Origin of the sequence: Streptomyces sp. XM83C, from assembly GCF_023072675.1 — a bacterium.
Lineage (GTDB): Bacteria > Actinomycetota > Actinomycetes > Streptomycetales > Streptomycetaceae > Streptomyces > Streptomyces thermocoprophilus.
The window spans coordinates 1-23,453 of record NZ_JALLGL010000022.1; the positions used below are offsets into that span (position 1 = coordinate 1).

19 protein-coding genes are annotated in these 23,453 nt (G+C 73.9%); 9 read left to right on the forward strand and 10 right to left on the reverse strand.

Translation table 11 applies throughout. From position 1 onward, the window contains the following. Positions 1–798: heme ABC transporter ATP-binding protein (locus tag MTQ10_RS04670; RefSeq protein WP_247462511.1), on the forward strand; the 798-nt coding region annotated here is incomplete at its 5' end. A gap of 88 nt (positions 799–886) precedes the next feature. Here the strand turns inward: MTQ10_RS04670 and MTQ10_RS04675 are convergent. After that, the gene (locus tag MTQ10_RS04675; protein WP_247462513.1) at positions 887–1,297 is read right to left on the reverse strand and encodes a CoA-binding protein; all 411 of its coding nucleotides are present in this window, start codon (positions 1,295–1,297) and stop codon (positions 887–889) included. A gap of 180 nt (positions 1,298–1,477) precedes the next feature. Here MTQ10_RS04675 and MTQ10_RS04680 point away from each other — a divergent pair, with 180 nt between their 5' ends. The 5 genes from MTQ10_RS04680 to MTQ10_RS04700 all read left to right on the forward strand — a co-directional run bounded on the left by MTQ10_RS04680 (position 1,478) and on the right by MTQ10_RS04700 (position 7,872). Continuing rightward, entirely contained in the window at positions 1,478–2,359 is an 882-nt protein-coding gene (locus MTQ10_RS04680) for a hypothetical protein (RefSeq protein ID WP_247462515.1), read from the forward strand. Beyond that, complete coding sequence (locus MTQ10_RS04685; RefSeq protein ID WP_247462517.1) at positions 2,356–2,910, forward strand: SixA phosphatase family protein; 555 nt, start codon at positions 2,356–2,358, stop codon at positions 2,908–2,910. The genes MTQ10_RS04680 and MTQ10_RS04685 overlap by 4 nt, the downstream gene beginning before the upstream one ends. A 33-nt stretch (positions 2,911–2,943) precedes the next feature. Beyond that, on the forward strand, positions 2,944–3,570 hold the full coding sequence (locus MTQ10_RS04690) for a YigZ family protein (RefSeq protein ID WP_247462518.1): 627 nt from the start codon (positions 2,944–2,946) through the stop codon (positions 3,568–3,570). A 116-nt stretch (positions 3,571–3,686) separates the two neighbouring features. Next, positions 3,687–4,850 (forward strand): exonuclease SbcCD subunit D, encoded by a 1,164-nt coding sequence (locus MTQ10_RS04695; RefSeq protein WP_247462520.1) that lies wholly within the window; start codon positions 3,687–3,689, stop codon positions 4,848–4,850. A 31-nt stretch (positions 4,851–4,881) separates the two neighbouring features. Beyond that, entirely contained in the window at positions 4,882–7,872 is a 2,991-nt protein-coding gene (locus MTQ10_RS04700; protein WP_247462522.1) for an AAA family ATPase, read from the forward strand. On the opposite strand, the gene MTQ10_RS04705 is transcribed toward MTQ10_RS04700, so the two are convergent. Further along, positions 7,866–8,312, reverse strand: coding sequence for an Lrp/AsnC family transcriptional regulator (locus tag MTQ10_RS04705; protein WP_247462524.1), 447 nt, complete (start codon positions 8,310–8,312; stop codon positions 7,866–7,868). The two genes, MTQ10_RS04700 and MTQ10_RS04705, sit on opposite strands and share 7 nt — an antisense overlap. A gap of 127 nt (positions 8,313–8,439) precedes the next feature. On the opposite strand from MTQ10_RS04705, the gene MTQ10_RS04710 reads away from it, so the two are divergent. Next, a complete protein-coding gene (locus tag MTQ10_RS04710; RefSeq protein ID WP_247462526.1) occupies positions 8,440–8,922 on the forward strand; it encodes a rhodanese-like domain-containing protein in 483 nt (160 codons plus the stop codon). A 183-nt stretch (positions 8,923–9,105) separates the two neighbouring features. Here the strand turns inward: MTQ10_RS04710 and MTQ10_RS04715 are convergent, their stop codons facing one another. Then, positions 9,106–10,794: a DUF885 domain-containing protein gene (locus tag MTQ10_RS04715; RefSeq protein WP_247462529.1), complete on the reverse strand. Its 1,689-nt coding sequence runs from the start codon at positions 10,792–10,794 to the stop codon at positions 9,106–9,108. Between the two features lie 99 nt (positions 10,795–10,893). Further along, a complete protein-coding gene (locus tag MTQ10_RS04720) occupies positions 10,894–11,379 on the reverse strand; it encodes an Lrp/AsnC family transcriptional regulator (protein ID WP_247462531.1) in 486 nt (161 codons plus the stop codon). 109 nt (positions 11,380–11,488) lie between these two features. On the opposite strand from MTQ10_RS04720, the gene MTQ10_RS04725 reads away from it, so the two are divergent. Continuing rightward, positions 11,489–12,661, forward strand: coding sequence for a trans-sulfuration enzyme family protein (locus MTQ10_RS04725; protein WP_247462533.1), 1,173 nt, complete (start codon positions 11,489–11,491; stop codon positions 12,659–12,661). Positions 12,662–12,804: 143 nt separating this feature from the next. Here MTQ10_RS04725 and MTQ10_RS04730 read toward each other — a convergent pair whose 3' ends face one another. After that, positions 12,805–14,202: a GNAT family N-acetyltransferase gene (locus MTQ10_RS04730; protein WP_247462535.1), complete on the reverse strand. Its 1,398-nt coding sequence runs from the start codon at positions 14,200–14,202 to the stop codon at positions 12,805–12,807. A gap of 308 nt (positions 14,203–14,510) precedes the next feature. Continuing rightward, positions 14,511–15,344, reverse strand: coding sequence for an alpha/beta fold hydrolase (locus MTQ10_RS04735; protein WP_247462537.1), 834 nt, complete (start codon positions 15,342–15,344; stop codon positions 14,511–14,513). A gap of 409 nt (positions 15,345–15,753) precedes the next feature. On the opposite strand from MTQ10_RS04735, the gene MTQ10_RS04740 reads away from it, so the two are divergent. After that, positions 15,754–16,509 carry a GntR family transcriptional regulator gene (locus MTQ10_RS04740; protein ID WP_247462540.1) on the forward strand — a complete coding sequence of 252 codons (756 nt, stop codon included), beginning with the start codon at positions 15,754–15,756 and terminating at the stop codon, positions 16,507–16,509. 205 nt (positions 16,510–16,714) lie between these two features. Here the strand turns inward: MTQ10_RS04740 and MTQ10_RS04745 are convergent, their stop codons facing one another. The 4 genes from MTQ10_RS04745 to MTQ10_RS04760 are packed head-to-tail and all read right to left on the reverse strand — an operon-like array spanning position 16,715 to position 23,451. Beyond that, positions 16,715–17,872 (reverse strand): ROK family transcriptional regulator, encoded by a 1,158-nt coding sequence (locus MTQ10_RS04745; RefSeq protein WP_247462542.1) that lies wholly within the window; start codon positions 17,870–17,872, stop codon positions 16,715–16,717. Between the two features lie 60 nt (positions 17,873–17,932). Continuing rightward, the gene (locus MTQ10_RS04750) at positions 17,933–18,601 is read right to left on the reverse strand and encodes a response regulator (RefSeq protein WP_247462545.1); all 669 of its coding nucleotides are present in this window, start codon (positions 18,599–18,601) and stop codon (positions 17,933–17,935) included. Between the two features lie 14 nt (positions 18,602–18,615). Continuing rightward, complete coding sequence (locus MTQ10_RS04755) at positions 18,616–20,130, reverse strand: wHTH domain-containing protein (protein WP_247462547.1); 1,515 nt, start codon at positions 20,128–20,130, stop codon at positions 18,616–18,618. A gap of 9 nt (positions 20,131–20,139) precedes the next feature. Further along, a complete protein-coding gene (locus tag MTQ10_RS04760; protein ID WP_247462549.1) occupies positions 20,140–23,451 on the reverse strand; it encodes an HD domain-containing protein in 3,312 nt (1,103 codons plus the stop codon). Positions 23,452–23,453: the final 2 nt, after the last annotated feature.

Consider the following 23,453-nt stretch of genomic DNA (forward strand, 5'->3'; position numbering starts at 1 on the left):
GATCCGCCCGCCCCCGCCGCCGCCGGTGACGTCCTCGCCGAGGCCGAGGACGTGCACGTCCGGCTCGGCACCCGCGAGGTGCTGCACGGGGTGTCCGTCGCCGCCCGCGCGGGCGAGGTGCTCGCCCTCGTCGGACCCAACGGCGCGGGCAAGTCCACGCTGCTCGGCGCACTCGCCGCCGACGTCCCCGTCACCGGCGGGGCCGTACGCGTCCACGGCCGCCCCGCCGGGGCCTGGTCGGCGCCCGAACTCGCCCTGCGCCGGGCGGTGCTGCCCCAGTCGGCGCCGCTGGCGTTCCCCTTCCCGGTCGAGGAGGTCGTCCGGATGGGCCGCGCCCCCTGGGCGGCGCTGGGCCGCGCGGACGACGACGCGGTCGTGGCCCGCGCGATGGCCACGACCGAGGTGAGCGGCTTCGCCGCCCGGCCGTACTCCGCCCTCAGCGGCGGTGAGCGCGCCCGTGTCGCCCTCGCCCGCGTGCTCGCCCAGCAGGCCCCCGTGATGCTGCTCGACGAGCCGACCGCGGCTCTCGACCTCAGACATCAGGAACTGGTGCTGCGCGTGTGCCGGGAAAGGGCACGTGCCGGGGACGCGGTCGTCGTCGTGCTGCACGACCTCGGCCTGGCGGCTGCCCACGCCCACCGGGTCGCCGTCCTGCGCGACGGCCGGCTGGCCGCCGAGGGCCCTCCGGCCGAGGTGTTCACCGACCGGCTGCTGACGGAGGTCTACGACCAGCCGGTCGAGGTGCTGCCGCACCCGCGCACCGGCGGGATCCTGGTGACGCCGCGCCGAGACGGCTGACCGACGGACCGTGGCCGCCCACGGCCTACGGCGGCCGTACCGCGAACCCCGCGCAGGCGGCTCCTCGAGGCCGCCGCCGGGGGCCGCCTCACAGGCCGAGCCGCGGGATCTCTATCGCGGGGCAGCGGTCCATGACCATGTGCAGACCGGCCGCCCGGGCGCGCTCGTACGCGCCCTCGTCGATCACGTCCAGCTGGAACCACACCGCCTTCGCGCCCTTCGCCACCGCCTCGTCCGCGACCTGGCCGGCCAGAGCGCTGTTGACGAACACGTCCACGACGTCCACCTCGAAGGGGATGTCGGCGAGGGAGGCGTACCCCTTCTCTCCGTGCACCGTCTCGGCCTTCGGATGCACCGGCACGATGCGCTTGCCGAAGCGCTGAAGCCGCTCGGCCACACGGTAGGCGGCCCGGTTCCGGTTCGAGGACAGGCCCACCACCGCCCAGGTGTCGCCCAGCTCGGTCAGGATCGTGCGGATCGTCGCGTCGTCGCCGTACAAGACGGGTCTCCTCGATGTCGGTCATGCGTATGGATGTCGGATCGTGCCGGGGCACTGCCGCCCTGACCCCACAACCGCGTGCGGCCCCGCCGGATTCCGCGAGCGGCACGACCCGCCCGACGTTGTCCGGATCCGTACGACCGCGCTGCGCCTCGCCGCCCACGCGCCTACGCTCACTTCGTGCTGCGCATCACCGACGACCGAACCGGCCGACCCGTCGAGGCCGCCCCCGCCCGCCGGGGCCTGACCCGCATCGAGGCGCACACGCCGGGCCGCGATCCCGGCGCCCTGCGCGTCCTCCTCGTCGCCGACCTGCTCGTGCGTGCCCTGGAACTCGGCGGCACCCCCGTCTGGGCCCTCCTCGACGCCGGGCAGGGTCGGGAGGAGCTGCGCGCGGCAGCCGCCGCGCTCGGCATGCGCCCGCTGGAGGACGGCCACGCCGCGACGGCCGGCCTGGGGGAGGCGCAGATCGTGCACGTCGCCCAGGACCCGGACGCGGCACCCCCCGGCGTCCTGCTGAGAGTCGGCCCGGTCGCACCGCCCTCGGACGCCGAGGGCACCGGGCCGGGCGGGGAAAGTGACGCGGTGGGGCCCGTTCGGTCCGTGCCGGGCGGGGAGGGCGACGGTCCGGGACCCGTGCCGACCGCGGCGGACGCCGGGGACGGCGACCCCGGTTACGGCGCCTCGGCCACCGGCGCTGCGCTGCCCCCCGGCGCCGACCCCGCCGTCGTACGCCTCGCCCTTCTCTCGGTGCCCCGCACCGCGCCCGCCCGCCTGGACGAGGCGGCCCTCACCGCGGCCGGTGAGACCCTGGCGCGCTGGCGGCGGGCCGTCGCCGGCTGGGCCAGGAGCCCGTCCCGGCCGATCCCCGACGACGTACGCGCCCGGCTCCGCGCCGCCTGGGAGGACGATCTGGACCTCCCCGCAGTCCTGGCCGTCCTGCGCGCGGTGGAGGAGGCCGAGCCGGGCGATCCGCCGGAGGGCGCCCGCTTCGAGACGTTCGTCCACGCCGACCGTCTGCTCGGCCTGGAGCTGGCCCGCGACGTGGGGACGCCGGCGTGAACGCCCGCGCGGGAGCGGGACCGCGGCGGCGTCTGATCGTGCTGCGGCACGCCAAGTCCGCCTGGCCGGAAGGCGTCCCGGACCACGAGCGGCCCCTCGCGGCGCGCGGCCTGCGTGACGCGCCCGCCGCGGGGCGGGCGCTCGCCGCCGCGGACCGGCTGCCCGATCTCGCCATGTGCTCCACCGCCGTCCGCGCCCGCCGCACCTGGGAGCTGGCCTCCGCCGAGTGGGGCACCCCACCGCCCGTGCGCCACGACCCCCGGTTGTACGGCGCCGACGCCGGCACGCTGGTCGACGTGGTTCGGGAGACGCCGCCCGAGACGGGCACCCTGCTGCTCGTCGGCCACAACCCCGGCCTCGCCGATCTCGTCCTCGCCCTGGCCGGCGACGCCCTGGACGACACCCTCGCCCGGGTCCGCGCCAAGTTCCCCACGTCGGCGATCGCCGTCCTCGCCTGGTACGGGCACGACTGGTCCGCGCTGGCCCCGGGTGCCGCCCTGCTGGCGGCGGTGGAGGTGCCGCGCGGCGGTAAGCGGCGGCACCGGGGATGATCGCGCACCGTCCGGCCCGATTAGGCTGGCGGGATGCAGGACGAGTACCGCACGATCGCCCGCGCCGGCGTGCACGAGATAGAGGTCAACCGCTCCCGCTTCCTGTGCGCCCTCGCACCGGCGGCCACCGAGCAGGAGGCGCAGGAGTTCATCGCGGCGGTACGCAAGGAGCACGCCGACGCCACGCACAACTGCTGGGCGTACGTCATCGGCGCCGACGCCGCCGTGCAGAAGGCCAGCGACGACGGCGAACCCGGCGGCACCGCGGGCGTGCCCATGCTCCAGATGCTGCTGCGCCGCGACATGCGGTACGTCGTCGCCGTCGTCACCCGCTACTTCGGCGGCGTCAAGCTCGGCGCGGGCGGCCTGATCAGGGCGTACGGCGGTGCCGTGGGGGAGGCGCTGGACGCGCTCGGCACGATCACCCGTCGCCGGTTCCGGCTCGCCACCGTCACCGTCGACCACCAGCGCGCCGGCAAGGTGCAGAACGACCTGCGGTCCACCGGCCGGGAGGTGCGGGACGTGCGGTACGGCGAGGCCGTCACCCTGGAGATCGCGCTGCCCGACGCCGACGTGGACGCCTTCCGCGCCTGGCTCGCCGACGCCACCGCGGGCACGGCCACGTTCGAGCTGGGCGGCGAGGCGTACGGAGACGCCTGAACAGAACGGCAGTTCCGACAAAAGGGATATAAGGGTGGCGGACGCGGGGTGGTGTGACGGGGCGATACGTGAGTGACCGCCCGTGATGTCAGACCCGGCCGTTAGTCTCGGGGATCATGCGACTGCTGCACACCTCCGACTGGCATCTGGGCCGGGCCTTCCACCGGGTGCCGATGCTCGACGCCCAGGCCGCGTTCGTCGACCACCTCGTGGCGACCGTGCGCGAGCGCGAGGTGGAAGCGGTGGTCGTCGCCGGGGACGTGTACGACCGCGCGGTGCCCCCGCTCTCCGCGATCGAACTGTTCGACACCGCCCTGCACCGGCTCGCCGCCCTCGGCGTGCCGACGATCATGATCTCCGGCAACCACGACTCCGCCCGCCGCCTCGGCGTCGGCGCCGGCCTCATCGAACAGGCCGGCATCCATCTGCGGACCGACCCCGCCGCCTGCGGCACCCCGGTCGTGCTGCGGGACGCCCACGGCGACGTCGCCTTCTACGGTCTGCCCTATCTCGAACCGGCCCTGGTGAAGGACGAGTTCGCGGTGGACAGGCCCGGCCACGAGGCCGTCCTCGCCGCCGCCATGGACCGCGTCCGCGCCGACCTCGCCGCACGCGCCCCCGGCACCCGCTCCGTCGTCCTCGCGCACGCCTTCGTCACCGGCGGCCGGGGCAGCGACAGCGAACGCGACATCACCGTCGGCGGCGTGGCCGCCGTCCCCGCCGCCGTCTTCGACGGCGTCGACTACGCCGCCCTCGGCCATCTGCACGGCTGCCAGACCATCACCGACCGCGTCCGCTACTCCGGCTCCCCCCTGCCGTACTCCTTCTCCGAGGCCGACCACCGCAAGTCCATGTGGCTCGTCGACCTCGGCGCCGACGGCTCCGTCACCGCCGAACGCGTCGACTGCCCCGTGCCCCGCCCCCTCGCCCGCCTGCGCGGCACCCTCGACGACCTCCTCGCCGACCCCGCCCTCACCGTCCATGAGGACGCCTGGGTGGAGGCCACCCTCACCGACCCCGTCCGCCCCGCCGACCCCATGGCCCGCCTCAGCGAACGCTTCCCGCACACCCTCAGCCTCCTCTTCGACCCCGACCGCACCCCCGACGACCCCTCCGTCACCTACGCGCGGCGCCTGGCCGGCCGCAGCGACCAGCAGATCGCCGAGGACTTCGTCACCCACGTGCGCGGCGCCGGACCCGACCGGCACGAACAGACCGTCCTGCGCGACGCGTTCGACGCGGTCCGCGCCGACGACGCCGTGCGGGAGGTGGCCCGGTGACACCCGCCGCCCGGCACGAGAGGGCCGCCGTATGAGACTGCACCGGCTCGACATCACCGCCTTCGGACCCTTCGGCGGCACCCAGAGCGTCGACTTCGACGCGCTGTCCGCCGCCGGACTGTTCCTGCTGCACGGCCCCACCGGCGCCGGAAAGACCTCCGTCCTCGACGCCGTGTGCTACGCGCTGTACGGCTCCGTGCCCGGCGCCCGCCAGAGCGGCCAGGGCACGTCCCTGCGCAGCGACCACGCCGCGCCCGACACCCGCACCGAGGTCACCCTCGACCTCACCGTCGCCGGACGCCGCCTGGAGATCACCCGCCAACCGCCGTGGGAGCGGCCCAAGCTGCGCGGCACGGGCATGACCACCGACAAGGCCCAGACCTGGCTGCGCGAGTACGACGCCACCGCAGGCACCTGGAAGGACCTCAGCCGCTCCCACCAGGAGATCGGCGAGGAGATCACCCAGCTCATCGGCATGAGCCGGGAACAGTTCTGCCAGGTCGTCCTGCTGCCCCAGGGCGACTTCGCGCGCTTCCTGCGCGCCGACGCCGAGGCCCGCGGCCGGCTCCTCGGCCGGCTCTTCGACACCCAGCGCTTCGCCGACGTCGAGAAACGGCTCGCCGACCGCCGCCGCGCCGCCGAGGCCCGCGTCCGCGAAGGCGACGCCGCGCTCCTCGCCGACGCCCACCGCATGCAGCAGGCCGCCGGCACCGCCATGGAGCTGCCCGAGCTGACGCCCGGCGAGCCCGGCCTCGCCGACACCGTCCTCACCGCCGCCGCCGTCGCCCGCACCACCGCCCGCGAACAGCTCGACATCGCCCGCTGCCGGCTCGACGCCGCCGAGTCCGCCCACGCCGCCGCCGACCGCGCCCTCGCAGACGCCCGCGAACTGGCCCGGCTGCAACGCCGGTTCACCGAGGCGCAGGAGCGGGCCCGGCGGCTGGAGGAGGACGCCGACGCCCACCGCGCGGCACAGGCCCGCATGGAGCGCGCCCGTAAGGCGGAGACCGTCGCCCCCGCCCTGGAACTGCGGGAGGCCGCCGAGACCGAGCACCGGCGCGCCGCCGCCGCGGAGGCCGCCGTCCGCGCCCGGCTGCCCCGGCACCTCTCCGACGCCGGCGCAGCCGGACTCGCCGCCGCCGCCCGCCGCGCCGCCGAGGAACTGGGCGGCCTGGACGCCGCCCGCCGCGCCGAACAGCGCCTGACCGCCCTCCTCGCCGAACGCGCCGACCTGGACCGGCAGGAACGCGCCGACGACGAGATCCTCGCCGACGCCGACGGCTGGCTCACCGGCTGGGACGACACCCGCGCCGCCCTCCAGACCCGTATCGACACCGCCCAGGACGCGGCGGCCCGCGCCGAACAGCTCGCCGAACGCCACGAGGCCGCACGGCAGCGGCTCGCCGCCGCCGCGCTCCGCGACCGCCTCACCGCCGAGGCAGAGCAGGCCGCCGCCGACGAACGGGCCGCCCACGCCCGCGAACTCGCCGCCAGGGAGGACTGGCTCGACGTCCGCGAACGCCGCCTGAGCGGCATCGCCGCCGAACTCGCCGCCGGCCTCACCGACGGCGAACCCTGCGCCGTCTGCGGCGCCACCGACCACCCCGCCCCCGCCCGCAAGGACGCCGGGCACGTCGACCGCACCGCCGAGGAACAGGCCCTCGCCGCCTGCCGGCGCGCCGAGGAGGAACACGCCCGGCGCGAACGGCAACTGAGCGCCGTACGCGAGAAACTGGCCGCCGCGACCGCCGAGGCCGGCGACACCCCCACCGCCGACCTCGCCCGCGAGGCAGACACCCTCGAACAGCAGTGGGCCGAGGCCCGCCGCGCCGCCTCCGCCCTGCACGCCGCCCACGAGGAACTCCGGCGCGCCGAGGAGGAGCACCGGCGGCGCACCACCGCCCGGCAGGAGGCGCAGCTGCGCGCCGCGTCCCGGGCCGCCCGCCGCGACACCCTCGACCGCGAGCGCGCCCTGCTGGAGTCCGAGCTGGCCGAGGCCCGCGGCACCGCCGACAGCGTCGCCGACCGCGCCGACCGGCTCCAGCGGCAGGCCGACCTGTTCACCGAGGCCGCCGACGCCGCCCGTCTCGCCGAGGACACCGCCCGCCGCCTGAAGGACGCCGACGCGCGGCTCGCCGACGCCGCGTTCCGCGCCGGGTTCGCCACCCCGCGGGACGCTGCCGCCGCCCTCCTCGACGCCGCCGGCCACCGCGAGCTGCAGAGCCGCCTCGACGCCCGGCAGTCAGAGGAGGCCGCCGTCCGCGCGATCCTCGCCGAGGCCGACACCGCGACCGCCGCGCAGCGCCCCCCGGTCGCCCTGGCCGACGCGGAGCAGACCGCCGCCACCGCCGCCCGCCGGCTGCGCGACGCCGCCTCCGCGCGGGACGCCGCCGCCCGCCGCTGCGAGGAACTGGACCGGCTGTCCCGGCGGGCCACCGCCTTTGCACGCCGCCTCGCCCCCCTCCGCGAGGAGTACGACCGCGTGGCACGCCTCGCCGCCCTCACCGCCGGTACGTCGGCAGAGAACACGCGCCGCATGCGCCTGGAGTCGTACGTGCTGGCCGCCCGCCTGGAACAGGTGGCCGCCGCCGCGACCGCACGCCTCGAGCGCATGTCCTCGGGCCGGTACACCCTCGTCCACTCCGACGACCGCACCGGCCGCGGACGCAGCGGCCTCGGCCTGCACGTCGTGGACGCCTGGACCGGGCGGGAACGGGACACGGCCACCCTGTCCGGCGGCGAGACCTTCTTCGCCTCGCTCGCCCTCGCCCTGGGCCTGGCCGACGTCGTCACCGACGAGGCCGGAGGGGTGCGGCTCGACACCCTCTTCATCGACGAGGGTTTCGGCAGCCTCGACGACCAGACCCTCGACGAGGTCCTCGACGTCCTCGACTCCCTGCGGGAACGCGACCGCAGCGTCGGCATCGTCAGCCACGTCCCCGACCTCAGACGCCGCATCCACGCCCAGCTGGAGGTCGTCAAGGGCAGATCGGGGTCCGTGCTGCGGCAGCGAGGTCACTGAGCGAGCGGACGGCGCGGCAGCGGCGAGGAGTACACGATGCTCGTGGTCACCGAGCCCAGCGCGCCGATCTTCCCCGACACCTCCTCCAGATGCCGCATGGAGCGGGCGGCGACCTTGATGACGAAGCAGTCGTCGCCCGTCACATGGTGCGCCTCCAGGATCTCCGGCGTCGCCGCGACCAGATCGTGGAACGGCTTGTAGTTGCCGGTCGGATAGCGCAGCCGCACGAACGCCAGGAGCGGCAGGCCCAGCCGCTCCGGGTCCACCACGGCGGCGTACCCCTGGATGACGCCGGCCTCCTCCAGCCGCCGTACCCGCTCGGTCACCGCGCTCGGCGACATGGACACGGCCCTCGCCAGCTCGGCGTAGCTCGCCCGGCCGTCCCGCTGGAGGACGTCCAGGATGCGCCAGTCGGTGGCGTCCGGGGAAAACTCGGTCATCCCCGAGGGATAGCAGGGGAATCCCCGGCGGATCAAGGGGTCAGGCCGTGGAACTCTCCTTCCGGGGGATGATCAAGGACCGTAGATTTCCGGTCATCGGATCACCGCCCACGAAAGGCACCGGACGATGACCACCATCCCCACCGCCGTCAACCCCGTGCTGCGCGTCGCGCCCGCCGCCCCGTCCGAGGCCGCCGCCCACTTCCGTGCCTCGCTGGCCTTCCACGCCGACGTCTCCGACGTGGCCGCCGCGCTCGCCGCCGGCGGCGACCCCGGCTTCGTCGTCCTCGACTCCCGCTCCACCGAGGCCTGGGACCAGGGGCACATCCCCGGCGCGGTCCACCTGCCGACCGCGCTCGTCCCCGAGCAGGCCGAGCGGCTCCTCGACAAGGACGTGCCGGTGGTGACGTACTGCTGGGGACCCGGCTGCAACGGCGCCACCCGCGCCGCGCTCGCCCTCGCCGAACTCGGCTACCGCGTCAAGGAGATGCTGGGCGGCTTCGAGTACTGGGTGCGCGAGGGCTTCGCGTACGAGACCTGGCAGGGCCGCGAACAGCGCGCCCCCGACCCGCTCACCGCCCCGGCCGGCTCGGACGACTGCGGCTGCTGAGACCGGGCGCGCGCCGGCCGATGAGGCGGGGCGCCCCGAGGCGAAAGGCAGGGTGCCCCGAGCCGAAGAGGCGGGGAGCCCCGAGCCGAAGAGGCGGGGCGCCCCAAGCCGATGAGGCGGGGAGCCCCGAGGCGAAGAGGCGGGGCGCGCCTCGGCCCGTGAGGCCGCACCGCCCCGTCGGCGTCACAGCTCCGACAGCTCCGCCACCAGGTCGTCCAGGCCCAGCGACCCCTGCGACAGCGCGGCCATGTGCCACGCCTTCAGGTCGAACGCGTCCCCGTGCCGGGCGCGGGCCTGCTCCCGTCCCCGCAGCCACGCCCGTTCGCCCAGCTTGTAGCCGATGGCCTGCCCCGGCATCGTCAGATAGCGGATCAGCTCGCTCTCCACATGGTCCGACGGCAGGCTGCTGTGCCGGTCGAAGAACTCCTGCGCCAGATCCACCGTCCACCGCTCGCCCGGGTGGTACGGCGAGTCGGCGGGGATCTCCAGCTCCAGATGCATGCCGATGTCGACGATGACCCGCACCGCGCGCATCATCTGCGCGTCGAGATAGCCGAGCCGCTGCTCGGCGTCGGTGAGGAAGCCCAGCTCGTCCATGAGCCGCTCCGCGTACAGCGCCCAGCCCTCCACGTTGGCGCTGACCCCGCCGACGGTGGCCTGGTAGCGGGAGAGCGTCGAGGCGACGTACGTCCACTGCGCGAGCTGCAGATGGTGGCCGGGAACACCCTCGTGGTACCAGGTGGACACCAGGTCGTACTCCGGGAACCGGGTGCGGCCCATCACCGGCAGCCAGGTCCGGCCCGGCCGGGAGAAGTCCTCCGACGGGGCCGTGTAGTACGGCGCGGCGGCACCGCCGGGCGGCGCGATGCACGCCTCGACTCGCTTGACCGGCTCCGCCAGGTCGAAATGCGTGCCGTCCAGCTTCTGGATCGCCTCGTCCATCAGCCCCTGAAGCCAGACGCGGGCCTCCTCCACGCCCTCGATGTGCCGCCCGTGCTCGTCGAGGTGCTCGAGCACCGCCCACGGCGAGTCGGCGCCGGGCAGGATCTTCTCGGCCTCCTTCTGCATCTCGCCGCGCAGCCGGTGATACTCCGCCCAGCCGTAGGCGTACGCCTCGTCGAGGTCCAGGTCGGCGCCGGTGAAGTAGCGGGCGAGACGCCGGTACCGCTCCCGGCCCACGGTGTCCGGCGCGCCCTGCACCGCGGGGGCGTACACGTCGCGCATCCAGTCCCGCAGCTCCACGACGGACGCGGTCGCCGCGCGGGCCGCCCCGTCCAGCTCCGCGCGCAGCGCCTCGGGCCCCGCCGCGGCGAAGTCCTCGAACCAGCCGCGCCCTTCGCCGGTGTCCGCCCACTCGTCGAGCTGCCCGATGAAGGTGGCGGTCGGTCGGGGAGCGCCGTACAGCTCGCGTTCCAGGCCGAGCGCGAGGGACTCCCGGTAGCCCGCGAACGCGGCCGGCACGGCCCGCAGCCGCTCGGCGAGGGCCGCCCAGTCCTCCTCGGTCTCCTGCGGGGTGACGGTGAAGATGTCGCGGATCTGGTGGGCGACGGTGTGCAGATTGCCGACCGCGCGCAGTGATTCCCCCGCCTCGTGCACGGCGAGTTCGGCGGTCAGCCGCTCCCGCAGCAGCCGCGCGCACCGCCGCTCGGCGTCACTGTCGCCGCCGGGCCGGCGCTCCGCCTCCGCCAGCTTCGCCAGCGTCGTCCGCGCCAGCTCGGCGAGCGCCTCCTGCCCCGCCGGTGAGGTGTCGGGCAGCCGGCTCGAACTGTCCGGGACGCCCAGATAGGTGCCGGTGATCGGGTCCAGGGCGATGAGGTCCTCGACGTAGGCGTCGGCGACCTCGCGGGGCAGCGGGCTCTTGGTCTGTGACATGCGGCCATCCTCCACCGGGGGAGGCCCGCCCGTCACCCGCATCGGCGCGTTCCCGCCGGGCGGCGCGTCCGGAACCCACCGCTCCCGCCCGGCGGTTCGTCACCCGGTGCGTGTCTCCGGCGGGAGCAGCGGGCCGCAGTCCCACTGCTGGAATATCAGCCGCGTCTCGACACGGGCCACTTCACGCCGTGCCGTGAACTCGTCGAGCACCAGCCGCTGCAGGTCCGCCATGTCGGCCACGGCGACATGCACCAGGTAGTCGTCGGGGCCGGTGAGGTGGAAGACGGTCAGCGCCTCCGGCAGCGCGCGGATCCGCTCCACGAACGGCCCGACCAGCTCCCGCCGGTGCGGGCGCACCTGCACCGACAGCAGCGCCTGCAACCCCCGCCCCAGCTTGGCCGGATCGAGACGCAGCTTGTGCCCGAGGATGACTCCGCTGCGGCGCAGCCGCGTCACCCGGTCCAGGCAGGTCGACGGTGCCACCCCGACCTGCGCGGCGAGGTCCCGGTACGTGGTCCGGGCGTCGTTCTGCAACAGCCTGAGCAGATGCAGGTCGACCGGATCCAGTACGACTGTTTCGGCCATACGGCGAACGTAGCACGGGATTCCGGCCATGGACCCCGGTGCATGTTCACTCTTCCGCTCACGGGCAGCGTCCCGTCGACACCCCGCAACGACGCAAGTGGAGACGCCTGTGGACACCCACCGCACCGCCACCCGAGCGCTGGCCACGGAGGCCGTGCACGCCGGCCGCGACGATCTCGCGCGCCAGGGCCTGCACGCGCCGCCCATCGACCTGTCCACCACCTACCCGTCCTACGACAGCCGCGCCGAGGCCGCCCGTATCGACGCGTTCGCCGCGACCGGCGCCGAACTCGACGGGCCGCCCGTGTACGGCCGGCTCGGGAACCCGACCGTCGCCCGGTTCGAGACGGCTCTGGCCCGGCTGGAGGGCACCGAGGCCTCGGTCGCCTTCGCCAGCGGCATGGCCGCCCTCAGCGCGGTGCTGCTGGCCCGCGCCTCGACGGGGCTGCGGCACGTGGTCGCCGTACGCCCCCTGTACGGGTGCAGCGATCATCTGCTCACCGCCGGGCTGCTCGGCTCGGAGGTCACCTGGACCGACCCGGCGGGCATCGCGGACGCGCTGCGAGCGGACACCGGCCTCGTCATGGTGGAGTCGCCGGCCAATCCGACGCTGGCCGAGGTGGACCTGCGGGCCGTCGCGCACGCCTGCGGCAGCGTCCCGCTGCTGGTCGACAACACCTTCGCCACGCCGGTGCTGCAACGGCCGGTGGAGCAGGGGGCGCGGATCGTGCTGCACAGCGCCACCAAGTACCTGGGCGGGCACGGCGACGTGATGGCGGGCGTCGTGGCCTGCGACGAGGAGTTCGCCGGGCTGCTGCGGCAGGTGCGGTTCGCCACCGGCGGGGTGCTGCACCCGCTCGCCGGCTATCTGCTGCTGCGCGGCCTGTCCACGCTGCCGGTGCGGGTCCGTGCCGCCTCGGCGACCGCCGCGGAACTGGCCCGCCGACTGGCCGCCGACCCGCGGGTGGCCCGCGTGCACTATCCGCGCATCGGCGGCGCCATGGTCTCCTTCGAGACGCACGGCGATCCGCACGCCGTGATCGCCGGGGTCCGTCTGATCACGCCGGCGGTCAGCCTGGGCAGCGTCGACACGCTCATCCAGCACCCCGCGTCGATCAGCCATCGCATCGTCGACGCGGACGACCGCCGCGGCGCGGGCGTCAGCGACCGGCTGCTGCGGATGTCGGTGGGCCTGGAGGACGTCGACGACCTGTGGGCCGACCTGGACCGGGCGCTGACCGAGGCGGGCGTTCCCGCGCAGGCCGTGCCCTCCGCCCGCTGAAGGATTCCGGAACGGGGCGGTGCGGGCGGGGGAGCACCCCGTCCACGGGGGGCCGCCCCTGCAAGGGGGGACATCGACGGCCCGGCAGACGCTCTGCCGGGCCGTCGTGCGGTGCGGGCGGGAGGCTCGGGCGCGGGTGGCGCTCAGTCCTGGGCGAGGTGTGCGCCGTGCGGCAGCCGCCGGGCCGCCGGGGACGCCTCCAGACGCGCGGTGATCACCAGGGTGCCCTCCTCGACCTGGTAGTCGAGGGGCAGACCCAGGCCGCGCATCGCGGCGACCATGCCCGTGTTCGACGCCTGCGTCACCGCGTACACGCTCTCGCAGCCGGCCTCGCGCGCCATCCCCACCAGCCGGGCCAGCAGCTCCCCGCCGATGCCCCGCCGCTGCCAGTCGTCCTCGACGAGGAGCGCGACCTCGGTCTCGTCACCGTCCCACAGCAGATGGCCGAGGCCGACGATCCGGCCCGAGGCGGTCTGCACGGCGAGGGTGCGCCCGAAGCGCGGGCTGAGCAGATGACCGAGGTAGCGGTCGGCGTCCGAGACGGGGCCGTGGTAGCGCATCGACAGGGTCCGCGCCGAGCACCGCTCGTGCATCGCCTTCGCCGCCTCCAGATCGCCCGGGTCGGCACGCCGTACGGTGATGGCGGCACCCTCGGGCAGCGTCAGCACGTCCTGCCCGGGCGGGACCCGGGGGCCCAGCCGGGCGTCCAGCTCCACCAGAGCGCGCGCCCGCGCGAACTCGGTCGGGGTGAACGGCAGATACGGCCGCTCCACGGTGATGACGCCGCCCTCCGGGCCCCGCAGCCGCATCACGGTGTCCTCCAGCACACCCTCGACGGGGACGCCCGGACCGGTGTGCGCCGTGCGGGACGGTGCGGCGGGGGACTGGCGGATGGTGCAGCGGCCCAGCAGCTGGCGCAGCGCCAGCGGGAGTTCCGCCGCGTCCAGCGCGGTGCGGGTGGCCAGGCCGAGCAGCCGGGTCGGCGCGTCCACCAGGTCGTGCGTGTCGGCGCGTTCGATCCAGGTGCCGGCGCCGTCGGCCGCCGCCACCGCACGGGTCAGGTCGGCCGCCGCCAGCTCGCCCGGGGCGCGCAGCAGGAACTCGTCGACGGTGGTCTCGCCCAGCGGGTGGGTCTGCAGGCTCAGGATGTCGACGCGGTGTCCGGCGAGGGCCGTGCACAGCGCCGCCAGCGAGCCGGGCTCGTCGCGTACGGTCGTCCGCATCCGCCACAGCACGCCGGGAACGGTACCGTCCTGGCCCTCGGGCCCGGCCTGCCCCGCTGCGGGGAGCGGCCGGGCGCCGGTATCGCTCGTGGGCGGTGCGTGGCCGTGGCGGCGTGCCCACCATGTGTGGAACACGGCCGTGGCGACCAGCGCGGCGGCCGAGATCAGCAGCAGTGCGGGCCCGTCCGGGCCGTGCCCGATGAGGTTGGCCACGGCGTCGGCCACGGCGACGGCGGTGAACAGGGCGGCGAGTTCGACGATGTCGCGACGCCAGTGGTGCACCGGGCGGCCGTTCTTCGACCGCGTCGGGTGAGTCATGTCCGTTCTCATGCAGCCACTGTGAGGGAAGGGTGTTGCGTGATCACGAACGTCTTGTGACCTACGGGTAAAGGATCGAAATGGCCGTTTTCGCGCCATCGGCAGGGTTCCGGGGCGTGCCGGGGCCGGTTCCAGGGCCGCGCGCCGGGGGATGACACCGGCGCACGGCATGCGGACGAGCGTACGGTACGGGGCTTCCCGGCAGGGTCCGGGCCCTGCCGGGTCGGATCGGCAGGGGAGCCGTCGCGCCGTGCCGACGCTTGACGGACACCTCTTGTGCCCGTGTCCGTCCGGCTCCTGAGGCGGTGTCAGCGGCTGCCGTCGAGGATCACCCGGGCGACGAGCGCCGGGTCGTCGTTCATCGGGCAGTGCCCGCAGCCCGGCAGCCGCACCAGACGCGCCTTCGGCATCAGCTTCTTGGCGCGCACCCCCTGACGGGGCAGCAGCAGCCGGTCCCGAGTGCCCCAGGCCACGGTGACGGGCAGCCCCGCCAGGGCGTCTGCGAACCGGACGGTCGTACCGGACCGCAGCGTCGGCCCGAACCCGGTCGCCTCGACCAGCGCCCGTGTCTCCGCGACCACGGCCTCGGGTGCGCGACGGGCGGGGCGGGCGTAGATGGTGCTGGTCAGTGCGGCCCGCCCGGCACCGCTGCGGGCCAGCCGCTCCACCAGCGGCGGCGGCATCCGCCGCGCGATGTGCCGCATCGCCAGCAGCACCCCGAACGCATAGCGCCGTTCGGCCTCCGACCAGAACCCGGCGGGGGAGAGCGCGGTCACCGACCGGGCCAGGCGGGCGCGGCCCAGCTCCAGCGCGATCAGACCGCCGAGGGAGTTGCCGGCCACATGCGGCCGGTCCAGCTCCAGCGCGGCGCAGAACGCCTCGAACACCGCTGTCGTGGTCGGCAGGTCGTAGGCGAGGCCCTGCGGCAGGCCCGGGGACGCGCCGAAGCCCGGCAGATCCACGGCGATCACATCGCGGTCGGCGGCGAGGATGTCGGTCACCGGGTCCCAGGCCTGCCGGTGGTGGCCTATGCCGTGCAGCAGGAGCAGGGGCTCACCGCGCCCCTTCCGCGCGTAGGAGACGGTGACGGCCTGCGGGCCGTGCGCGGAGGGGACCTTGAAGGAGACGGTGGCGGCGGACATGGCGGTGCTCCTCGTGGCTCGCTGACGGGCGCTTGCGGGGTTGTGCCGGGTCGTACGACGCGGGTCTCGCGGTCGTGGTGGACAGCTTGTCAGCGATTGCTACCGGTCGGTAGCCCCCGGTGTCCACCCTGCGAAGCCGCCCCGGCGGCCCGTCCGGCGCTCACCGGACACCGGCCGGCACACGAAAGGCCGTGCCGTGTCGAAAATCTTGCTGTCGTGTCATCAGTGTTGATCTGTACGAACGTCCGATGAACGCTGTGTGGTAGCGCTCCCATGCACGGGCGTGCGGCACAAGGATTGGTATTGACCAAGGGTGGGGGCCGCCCTATGGTCGCAGACAAGTGCAACAACCTTTAATAAACAAGGGCGCGAAAACGCCGCCGGATTCCAGGCCATAGCGGAGGACAGGGTGGGGACCACGCAGCTGGAAACGGTGCCGGAACCGAAATACTGGCACCTCAGGACCGTGCTCAGTGAGGCATTGGACTCCGAGTTCTCGGTGGGCGAGATCCTGCCCAACGAGCGTGAACTCGCCGCCCGGTTCGGCGTCGCCCGCGCCACGCTCCGGCAGGCCCTGGAGCAGCTCGAACTCGAGGGCCGCCTCCAGCGCCGCCGCGGTGTCGGTACGACCGTCGCACCGCCCCGGGTCGGCGTGGCCGTCGGCACCGGACAGCACACCTGGCCCGGCACGAACGGCGACGACTGGCAGCTCGTCGACTGCGCCCTCGCGGTACCGCCCGCGGCTGTCGCCGACGCGCTGGAGACCGGCCGCGACGAGGAGGTGCACATCGTGCGCCGTCACCGTATGTCGCACGGCCAGGTGGTAGCCGTCGAACTCCTGCACATTCCGCAGACCTCGGTGCCCGAACTCTCCGGCATCGACGCCCCCTCCGGCACGGCACGCGCGCGTGCCGTGCTGCGCGAGCTGCAGCGGCTGGAGCTGGAGGGTCAGGACCGCGCCGTGGAACTGGGCTCCGCGCGCGCCGACGACGCCAAGGCGCTGGACCGGCTGCCGGGCGCACCCGTCCTCGTCGTCACGACCCGCTTCCTCGCCGACGGCGGTACCGCCGCGCTCTCCCTCGCCACCTATCGCGCCGACACGTGCCGGCTCACCTTCGGCGGCGGCGTGGAGATCCACCACGGGCCGGAGACGCGGGCGTCCTGACGGACAGACAGGGGACAAGGGGCAGCCCGGCGGGCGCCCCGGCCGGACCGGACCGGCGGCCCGGGCCGAACGGGACGGGGCCGGGCCGCCCTCCGCCCTTCACGCGCTTCCTGCGTACGGCCGTGCGCGACGCCCCGTCCAGCGGTCACCCGCGCCGCCTCCAGGGCACCCGCACCGCCCCCCGCCGCCCACCGGGGCCTGCCCGTCACCGACGGGCCGTCACCGTGCCCTCCACGGCGAACAGTTGCTCCTCCACATGGTCCAGCGCCAGCCGCAGCGCGCCCATCGACACCGCCGCCTCACCGAGGATCGACAGCGCGACCTTGGGCACCCGCAGGCAGTAACGCTCCAGTTCCCGCCGCAGCGGCTCCAGCACACCGTCCAGACCGGCCGCCCAGCCCCCGACGACGACCAGCTCAGGATCGAGGGCCAGCACCAGCGCCGCCACATCGTGCACCAGCCGTTGGATGAACCGGTCCACCGCCGCCCGCGCCCGCTGATCGCCCTCCTTGGCCTTCGCGAACACCTGCGCGACCGCCTGCTCGTCCAAAGGGTGCAGCGGCTCGTCCGTGGTGGACAGCAGCGTCTCCGGCGTGACGTCACGCCCCAGCAGATGCAGCGCGCCGATCTCCCCGGCCGCACCGCCGAACCCCCGGTGCAGCCGGCCGCCGATCAGCGCCCCCGCTCCCGGGCTCAGCCCCGCCAGCACGAACACCATGTCGTCGGACTCCGTCCCGGCACCCTTCCAATGCTCGGCGACCGCCGCAGCGTTGGCGTCGTTCTCCACCAGCACCGGGCACTTGAAGGACCGGCTCAGCCGCTCGCCCAGCGGCAGCCCCGTCCACCCCGGCAGAGCCGTACCCAGCCGCACCGTGCCGCCGGCCTCCACGATCCCCGGCGTCGCCGCACCCACCGCCCGCAGCGAACTGCGCGGCACCCCGGCCCTGCGCAACAGCTCGGCGACCGCGCCGCGCAGCCGGTCGAGACGCTCGTCCGCGTCCGCGGTCTCCTCCACCTCGCGGGCCTGAGCGCCCAGCACCCGGCCGTCCAGATCGGACAGCAGCGCCGCGACCCGGTGCGGGCCGATCTCCAGGCCCAGCAGATGCCCGGCCTCCGCACGGAACCGGTACCGCCGCGCCGGACGGCCCTGCCGCCGCGCGGCACCCTCCTCGGCCGCCTTCTCGACGACCAGACCCGCACCGATGAGATCCTCCACGACGCCCTCGACCGTCGGCCGGGACAGACCGGTCACCCGGGTGATCTCCGTGAGCGTCGCGCAGTCCGTGGCACGCAGCGCGTGCAGCACCACCGCGGAATTGATCCTTCGCAGCAGCGAGGGATCCCCGCCGGTCAGCCGCCCCACCGTCCGTCCTCCCAGCTCGTGCGCGTGTTGGCCGGATCGTACTCGGCGCACCCCGGCGCCTCACCCAGGAGTGACGAACCCCGACTCGTACGCCGCGATCACCGCCTGCGTGCGGTCCCGCGCCCCCAGCTTGGCCAGCACCGCGCTCACATGCGACTTCACCGTCTCGGTGCCGACGACCAGCCGCCCCGCGATCTCCGCGTTCGACAGGCCGCGCGCCATCAGCCGCAGCACCTCGCCCTCCCGCTCCGTCAGCCGCGCCCGTTCCAGCGCCGCACGCGCCGCCCGGTTCCCGCCGCCCTCCCCGGCGCCGTACTCCACCGCGAGCCGCCGCACGGACGCCGGGAACAGCAGCGAATCGCCCTCCGCGACCAGACGTACCGCGTGCACGATCTCCTCAGGCCGGGCCCGCTTCAGCAGAAAACCGTCGGCGCCCGCGCGCAGCGCCCGGTACACGTACTCGTCGTTCTCGAACGTCGTCACGACGAGGATCTTCGGCGGGTCGTCCACCGTCCGCAGCAGCGCCCGCGTGGCCTCGATGCCGTCCATCAGCGGCATCCGTACGTCCATCGCGACCACGTCCGGCCGCAGCCGCCGCACCAGCGGGATCACCGCGGCCCCGTCGGCGGCCTCGCCGACGACCTCGATGTCCCCCTGCGCCTGGAGCACGGCACGCAGCCCGGCGCGTACGAGGGGTTCGTCGTCGACGAGAAGAACGGTGACCGGCACCCGGCCAGCGTAGATCACACCGACGGCACGTCCTGCGGGACCTCGGCCGGGACCGCGGCGGACTCCGTCGCAGGGCTGCCGGCCGTCTCCGGGAACCAGTCCTCCGCCCCGTGCCGGAAACCGAGCCTCGACGCCTCCAGCGCCACCTCACGGAACGGCCGCCGCAGTCGCAGCGCCAACGCCGCAAGATCCGACAGGGACACCACATCGCCGTCCCCGGCCCCCTCTGCCGCCTCGGCGCCGAAGAGCAGGGCCGCCAGACGCTCCCCGGCGTTGGGCATCAGGAAGGACTCCGGGGGCTCTTCCAGCAGGCAGCCCAACGCGGCCAGATCCTCGGCCACCTCGGCGGCCGGGCGGCCCAGGCGCTCGGCGGCGGCCCGGACGTGGGTCGCGGGGATGGAGTCGGCACCGTGGTCGGGCAGGTACGGGGCGATGAGCCGGCAGTCCCCTGGGTGCAGTCTGTCGAGAACCGGGTGTTCTGCGGGGACGGGATGGCCGAGCTCCGCGAGGCGCCGCCGCGCATCCGCCACCGGGATGTTGAGCCGATCGGCGACGTCGAGCACCTGAAGTCGTGTGACCGGCTGGCCCGGGAGCAGGAAACGGCCCGGTCGACCGAGTCGGAATCCCTGGCTCAGCAGGAGCAGATCGGTGGCGGAGAGTTCGCTCCAGGGCGGCTCGACGTCCGGCGGAAGGACTCCGTGGGCACGCAGGCGGTCGGTGACCTCCCTCACGCTCAGTCCGGTCACGTTCGCCGCACCGATCACATGCGCCGGCGACAGGGGCTGCTCGGGTGTGAGGAAGGGAGCCACGCCGTCCAGATCCATACTGATGATCAGACGGTCATTGTCGTCCAAGGGCGTCGTCTGAAGCTCGTCCGTGGCGATGTCGATGCCGAGTTCCGTGAGCCGCTCGGCAACCGCCGCCGGCGACCATGACAACGACGCCGCAGCGCCGGTGATCCGTGCGACGCACACAGGCTCGGATCCGTGAACGAGTGCTTTCCCGCCCGGTCCGCCGAAGACTTCGGACAGCAGACGCTTGTCTGTCTCACCAAGGTCCGTGCGGTTCATCCGTGGTTCCTGCACTGAGTATCCGAGCTGCCGCAGACGCTGCGCCGTCTCCGCCACCGTGGTGCGTGTCCCGGCCGCCGCATACAACACCTCCGGCCAGGACACAGGAGAATCCGGGAGCAGCCACGGACCGGTGAGCCCGGTGAGATACGGCAAATCCTCCGGTCCCAGGTGACCTGAAACGGGCAGAGGCGCGACCGGAAGCCCGAGTGCGGAGAGCCGCTCCGTCACTTCTGCCACCGTGCTGCCGGTGTCCTGCACACAGGTGAAAACGACACCGAGACCCACCGCATCTTGCTGGGCGCGCCACTGCGGCAGCGTGCCGATGGGCTGCATTCCAGCGTGAAGGAGCGCTTCGTCGGGCCGGAACTCCAGATCCAAACCCATCCTGGGCAGGCCGTTTCTGGCCCAGGCGCGCCGTCTTCGCGTCCAGTCGTTCGAGTCGCCCGCGGAATCCATGAGCACACGCTAATCGGTGGGTACGGCCGTGACGGGCTCGGAGGCCCGCACCGCTTCGGTGGCGGCCACGCCCACCCCTCCGCGCAGCAGGGCCAGCAGGCGCCAGCGGACGATGTACTCCGGCATGGTGCTGACGAAAAGATGCGTGTCGTCCCCCCACGGTTCGGAAGGCCGCAAGGGCTTTGCGGTGAGGGCGTACAGGAGCAGCTCGTCAGGGAGGAACACGCCGCTCGCGGCGACGGGCATGCGGTGCCCGCGGTACTCCCATGTGATCTCGGCCGCAGCGGCATGGCGTACACAGGCCACGGCGAGCCTGTCGTCCGATTCGGCCACCTGGAGCACCCAGTCGTCCGTGAAGACCGGGCTGGTGACGAGTTCGGGCAGCGCAGCCAGTTCGAGGCGCTCCACGGCCTCCTCGTCGTAGCGCTGCAGCTCGAGCCGGTCCACGGACAGCAGTTCGGGGCGCAACTCGTCACGCAGGTCGACGACCACACCGAATCTGTCCTGGTCGGTCTTGATTCCGTCTGCGAGCAACACCCCCTTGCCGCCCACCCAGTACAGTTTTCCGTCGCCGACCTTGGCCACGGTCGGCTCAGTTCGCCGTGACCGTGCGAGCGCAACACTGGGATCCTGGTGTTGCTGGAGCGCTTCGACCCTCAGCTCGTTCGGCTCCCACACGGCCGTCCTGCCACCCGCCGACACGACGGTCCGATAGGGCGCGACCCAGAGCTGTTCCTCCAGCAGATGCAGACAGGACACCGGGAGTTCGTCGCTCTCGGGCGGGTTGAGATACAGAGTGACCGTGGTCCCCGCCTCCCTCCGCGGATCATCGGGCAGCGGATCGATGCGGAACAAGGTCCCCGGGCCGGCGATGGACACGCGCAGTGCCTGTCCGAGGCGTCCGTCCATGCCCAAGCGGCACGTCTCGACGGTGATCTCGTCGGCGAGCATGAAGTAGCTGAGCACGCCGATGCCGAACCGGCTGTTCGGGTACAGCTTCAGATCCGGTGCGTGCTGCTGCCACAGCGCCATCTCCCGTACGAACTCCGGCAGATGGACGAACCTGGCTCCCGCCTCGGTGAAGGCGTTGCGGATCTCGTTCTCGCCCATGCCGATGCCGTTGTCATGGCAGCGCAGATAGCGCCGGCCGTCGGCGTCGATGCCCTGCGTGAAGGTGATGGCGCCTTCCCAGGGCGGCAGGTCGGCGCCCATGCGGCGCAGATACCGGGTGCGCAGATCGCGGTGGCGGCACGCATCCATGGCGTTCTGGTACAGCTCGCGGACGGCGAGTTCCGGATTCTTGTAGAGGTTGCGGCCCATCAGCAGGTCCAGGACGCGTTCCTCGTCGGCGCGGAACCGGATCGCGTTGCGCAGATGGACGGGTGCCTCGAGGTCCGCGCCGGCCCGGGCCGGCAGCCTGTCCAGGGGGCGCAGGTCCCACGGCAGGTCGCCGACCTCGCTGATCTGTCGCAGCAACCCGTCGACCTGCCCGCAGTACGTCTCCAGGGCGAGCGCGCCCACATGGTGCCGTACGACGGCCCGCAGGGTGATGCTCTTGCCGAGGCGATCCCAGTACGCGCCCTGCAACCGGGTGCGCAGGTCCGGCAGGTCGATCTGGTCGCGGACCCCGAGGTTCTGCACGACGACCTGCGGCAGCGCGAGGGGTGTGACGGCGCGGGCGCGGGCCAGTTTCAGCAGGACGGCGACGAGACGCTCCCGTACATCGTGCTGCTCCAGGGTCCCGCCCGCCACGGTGGACTTGGCGGGCAGCACCATGTCCACGCTGTCGGCGGCGGCCGGTGCCGGGACGCCGTCGCGGGGCAGGGAGAACGGTGACAGGCGCAGCTCGTTGACGAGCCGGAGCAGCCGTTCCGCGCCCAGGGCGTCGTCGACCCAGGGGCCCGGCCGGTGCCCGGCCCCCGCACCGTCTGCGTCGATCTCGGCGGCGGGCAGCAGCGCCGTCAGGACGGACGGGTGGTAGGTCTCGCCCCTGTGCAGCAGCCACCGGTGGTACAGCCACCACCGGATGTCCCGCACGGCGCCGTCGTTGCCGGCGCGCCGGGCCTGCTCCAGCCGCCGCCGCTCCCGCGGATACCGTTCGGCGAACGTCGTGAACTGCGGGGGTTCCTTCCGCAGGGCCGACACCTCGGACGCCGCGATGCCGACCTCGACGGTGTGCAGCACGAACGGCAGCAGCGCGAGGAGCGCGGCCTCGGTGGGCCGCAGGTCGGTCAGCGGCCTGGGGTTGTCGGACGGGGCCCCGGTCACGAGCTGGGCCAGCTGCTGGCTGGTGCGCCGGGCGTGCAGCGGATCGTGCCAGGGGTCACCGGCCAACAGCGGTTCGTCGCGCTCGTTTGCCGCCGCGAGCCGCTCCGTGATCGCGGCGCACCGTTCCTTCAGCGCCCCGATCACGGTCGGCTGCGGCTCCGGGACGAGACTCCACACCGTGTGCTCCTCGACGAGCCGCACCCACTCGTGGTCCGCGTACGAGGGCGGCGGGACGGCGTCCCCGGCGCCGGGAGCGGCGGGCAGCACGACGACGGCGTCCTTCGCGTGCCCGCTCGTGATCTGGTGGTCGACCTGCTGCGGTGAGCCCCGCTTCCCGAGCAGCGTGTGCAGCTCGGTGACCCGGGTCTGCAACGAGACCAGCAGATCCGGAAGGGCCACCTGGGGCGTCGAGGCCTCGACCAGTTCGGTGAAGGCCCGCGTGAACAGGCTGAAGGCGCCCGACTCCGGGTCCTCGCCCGCCGCCTCGCCACGCGACCACAGGGCCAGCTCCAGCGGGGAGCAGGCGAACACGCGGGCCACCTTGCGGCGCTTCTCCAGCCTCCAGTCGAGATCCTGGTTGCGCCGTACGAGCAGGGGCGGCCCCTTGGCCTCCTGCTGGCGAACACCCTCCCGGCAGATGTCGAAGAGGAACACGACGGTGCCGGCATCGCTGCGGGCCACTTCCCGTTCCGCCCAGTCGAGCGCCACCGATTCGGAGATCTGGTCGTCGTACGGGTGCAGCCCCTCGGGTACGAAGAAGTCGCGGCCCTCGTGCCGGATGCCGTGCCCGCTCAGCACGATCAGCAGCGTGTCGTCGATGCCCGCCTCCGTCAGCGCCTTGTTGACGCTGCCACGGACCAGCGAGGCGTTGATGCCGGTGCCGTGGTCGGCCGCGAAACCCCGCGCGACCAGGTCGACCCGGTCGAAGCCGCGTTCGAGCAGCGCGGTGCGCAGCCGGTTCAGCTCGGCCGGGATGAAATCGAGCGAGGAGAACGCTCCCTGGGAGGACTGGTAGTCGCTCGCCCCCACCAGTACGGCCCGGTAGCGGCCCATCC

What these genes read in the sequence shown, in the direction of transcription:
- MTQ10_RS04690 (WP_247462518.1), top strand. Translation starts at nt 2,944, where the DNA reads ATGCAGGACGAGTACCGCACGATCGCCCGCGCCGGCGTGCACGAGATA.
- MTQ10_RS04720 (WP_247462531.1), bottom strand. Translation starts at nt 11,379, where the DNA reads ATGGCCGAAACAGTCGTACTGGATCCGGTCGACCTGCATCTGCTCAGG.
- MTQ10_RS04695 (WP_247462520.1), top strand. Translation starts at nt 3,687, where the DNA reads ATGCGACTGCTGCACACCTCCGACTGGCATCTGGGCCGGGCCTTCCAC.
- MTQ10_RS04760 (WP_247462549.1), bottom strand. Translation starts at nt 23,451, where the DNA reads ATGGGCCGCTACCGGGCCGTACTGGTGGGGGCGAGCGACTACCAGTCC.
- MTQ10_RS04700 (WP_247462522.1), top strand. Translation starts at nt 4,882, where the DNA reads ATGAGACTGCACCGGCTCGACATCACCGCCTTCGGACCCTTCGGCGGC.
- MTQ10_RS04705 (WP_247462524.1), bottom strand. Translation starts at nt 8,312, where the DNA reads ATGACCGAGTTTTCCCCGGACGCCACCGACTGGCGCATCCTGGACGTC.
- MTQ10_RS04715 (WP_247462529.1), bottom strand. Translation starts at nt 10,794, where the DNA reads ATGTCACAGACCAAGAGCCCGCTGCCCCGCGAGGTCGCCGACGCCTAC.
- MTQ10_RS04730 (WP_247462535.1), bottom strand. Translation starts at nt 14,202, where the DNA reads ATGACTCACCCGACGCGGTCGAAGAACGGCCGCCCGGTGCACCACTGG.
- MTQ10_RS04755 (WP_247462547.1), bottom strand. Translation starts at nt 20,130, where the DNA reads ATGGATTCCGCGGGCGACTCGAACGACTGGACGCGAAGACGGCGCGCC.
- MTQ10_RS04710 (WP_247462526.1), top strand. Translation starts at nt 8,440, where the DNA reads ATGACCACCATCCCCACCGCCGTCAACCCCGTGCTGCGCGTCGCGCCC.
- MTQ10_RS04735 (WP_247462537.1), bottom strand. Translation starts at nt 15,344, where the DNA reads ATGTCCGCCGCCACCGTCTCCTTCAAGGTCCCCTCCGCGCACGGCCCG.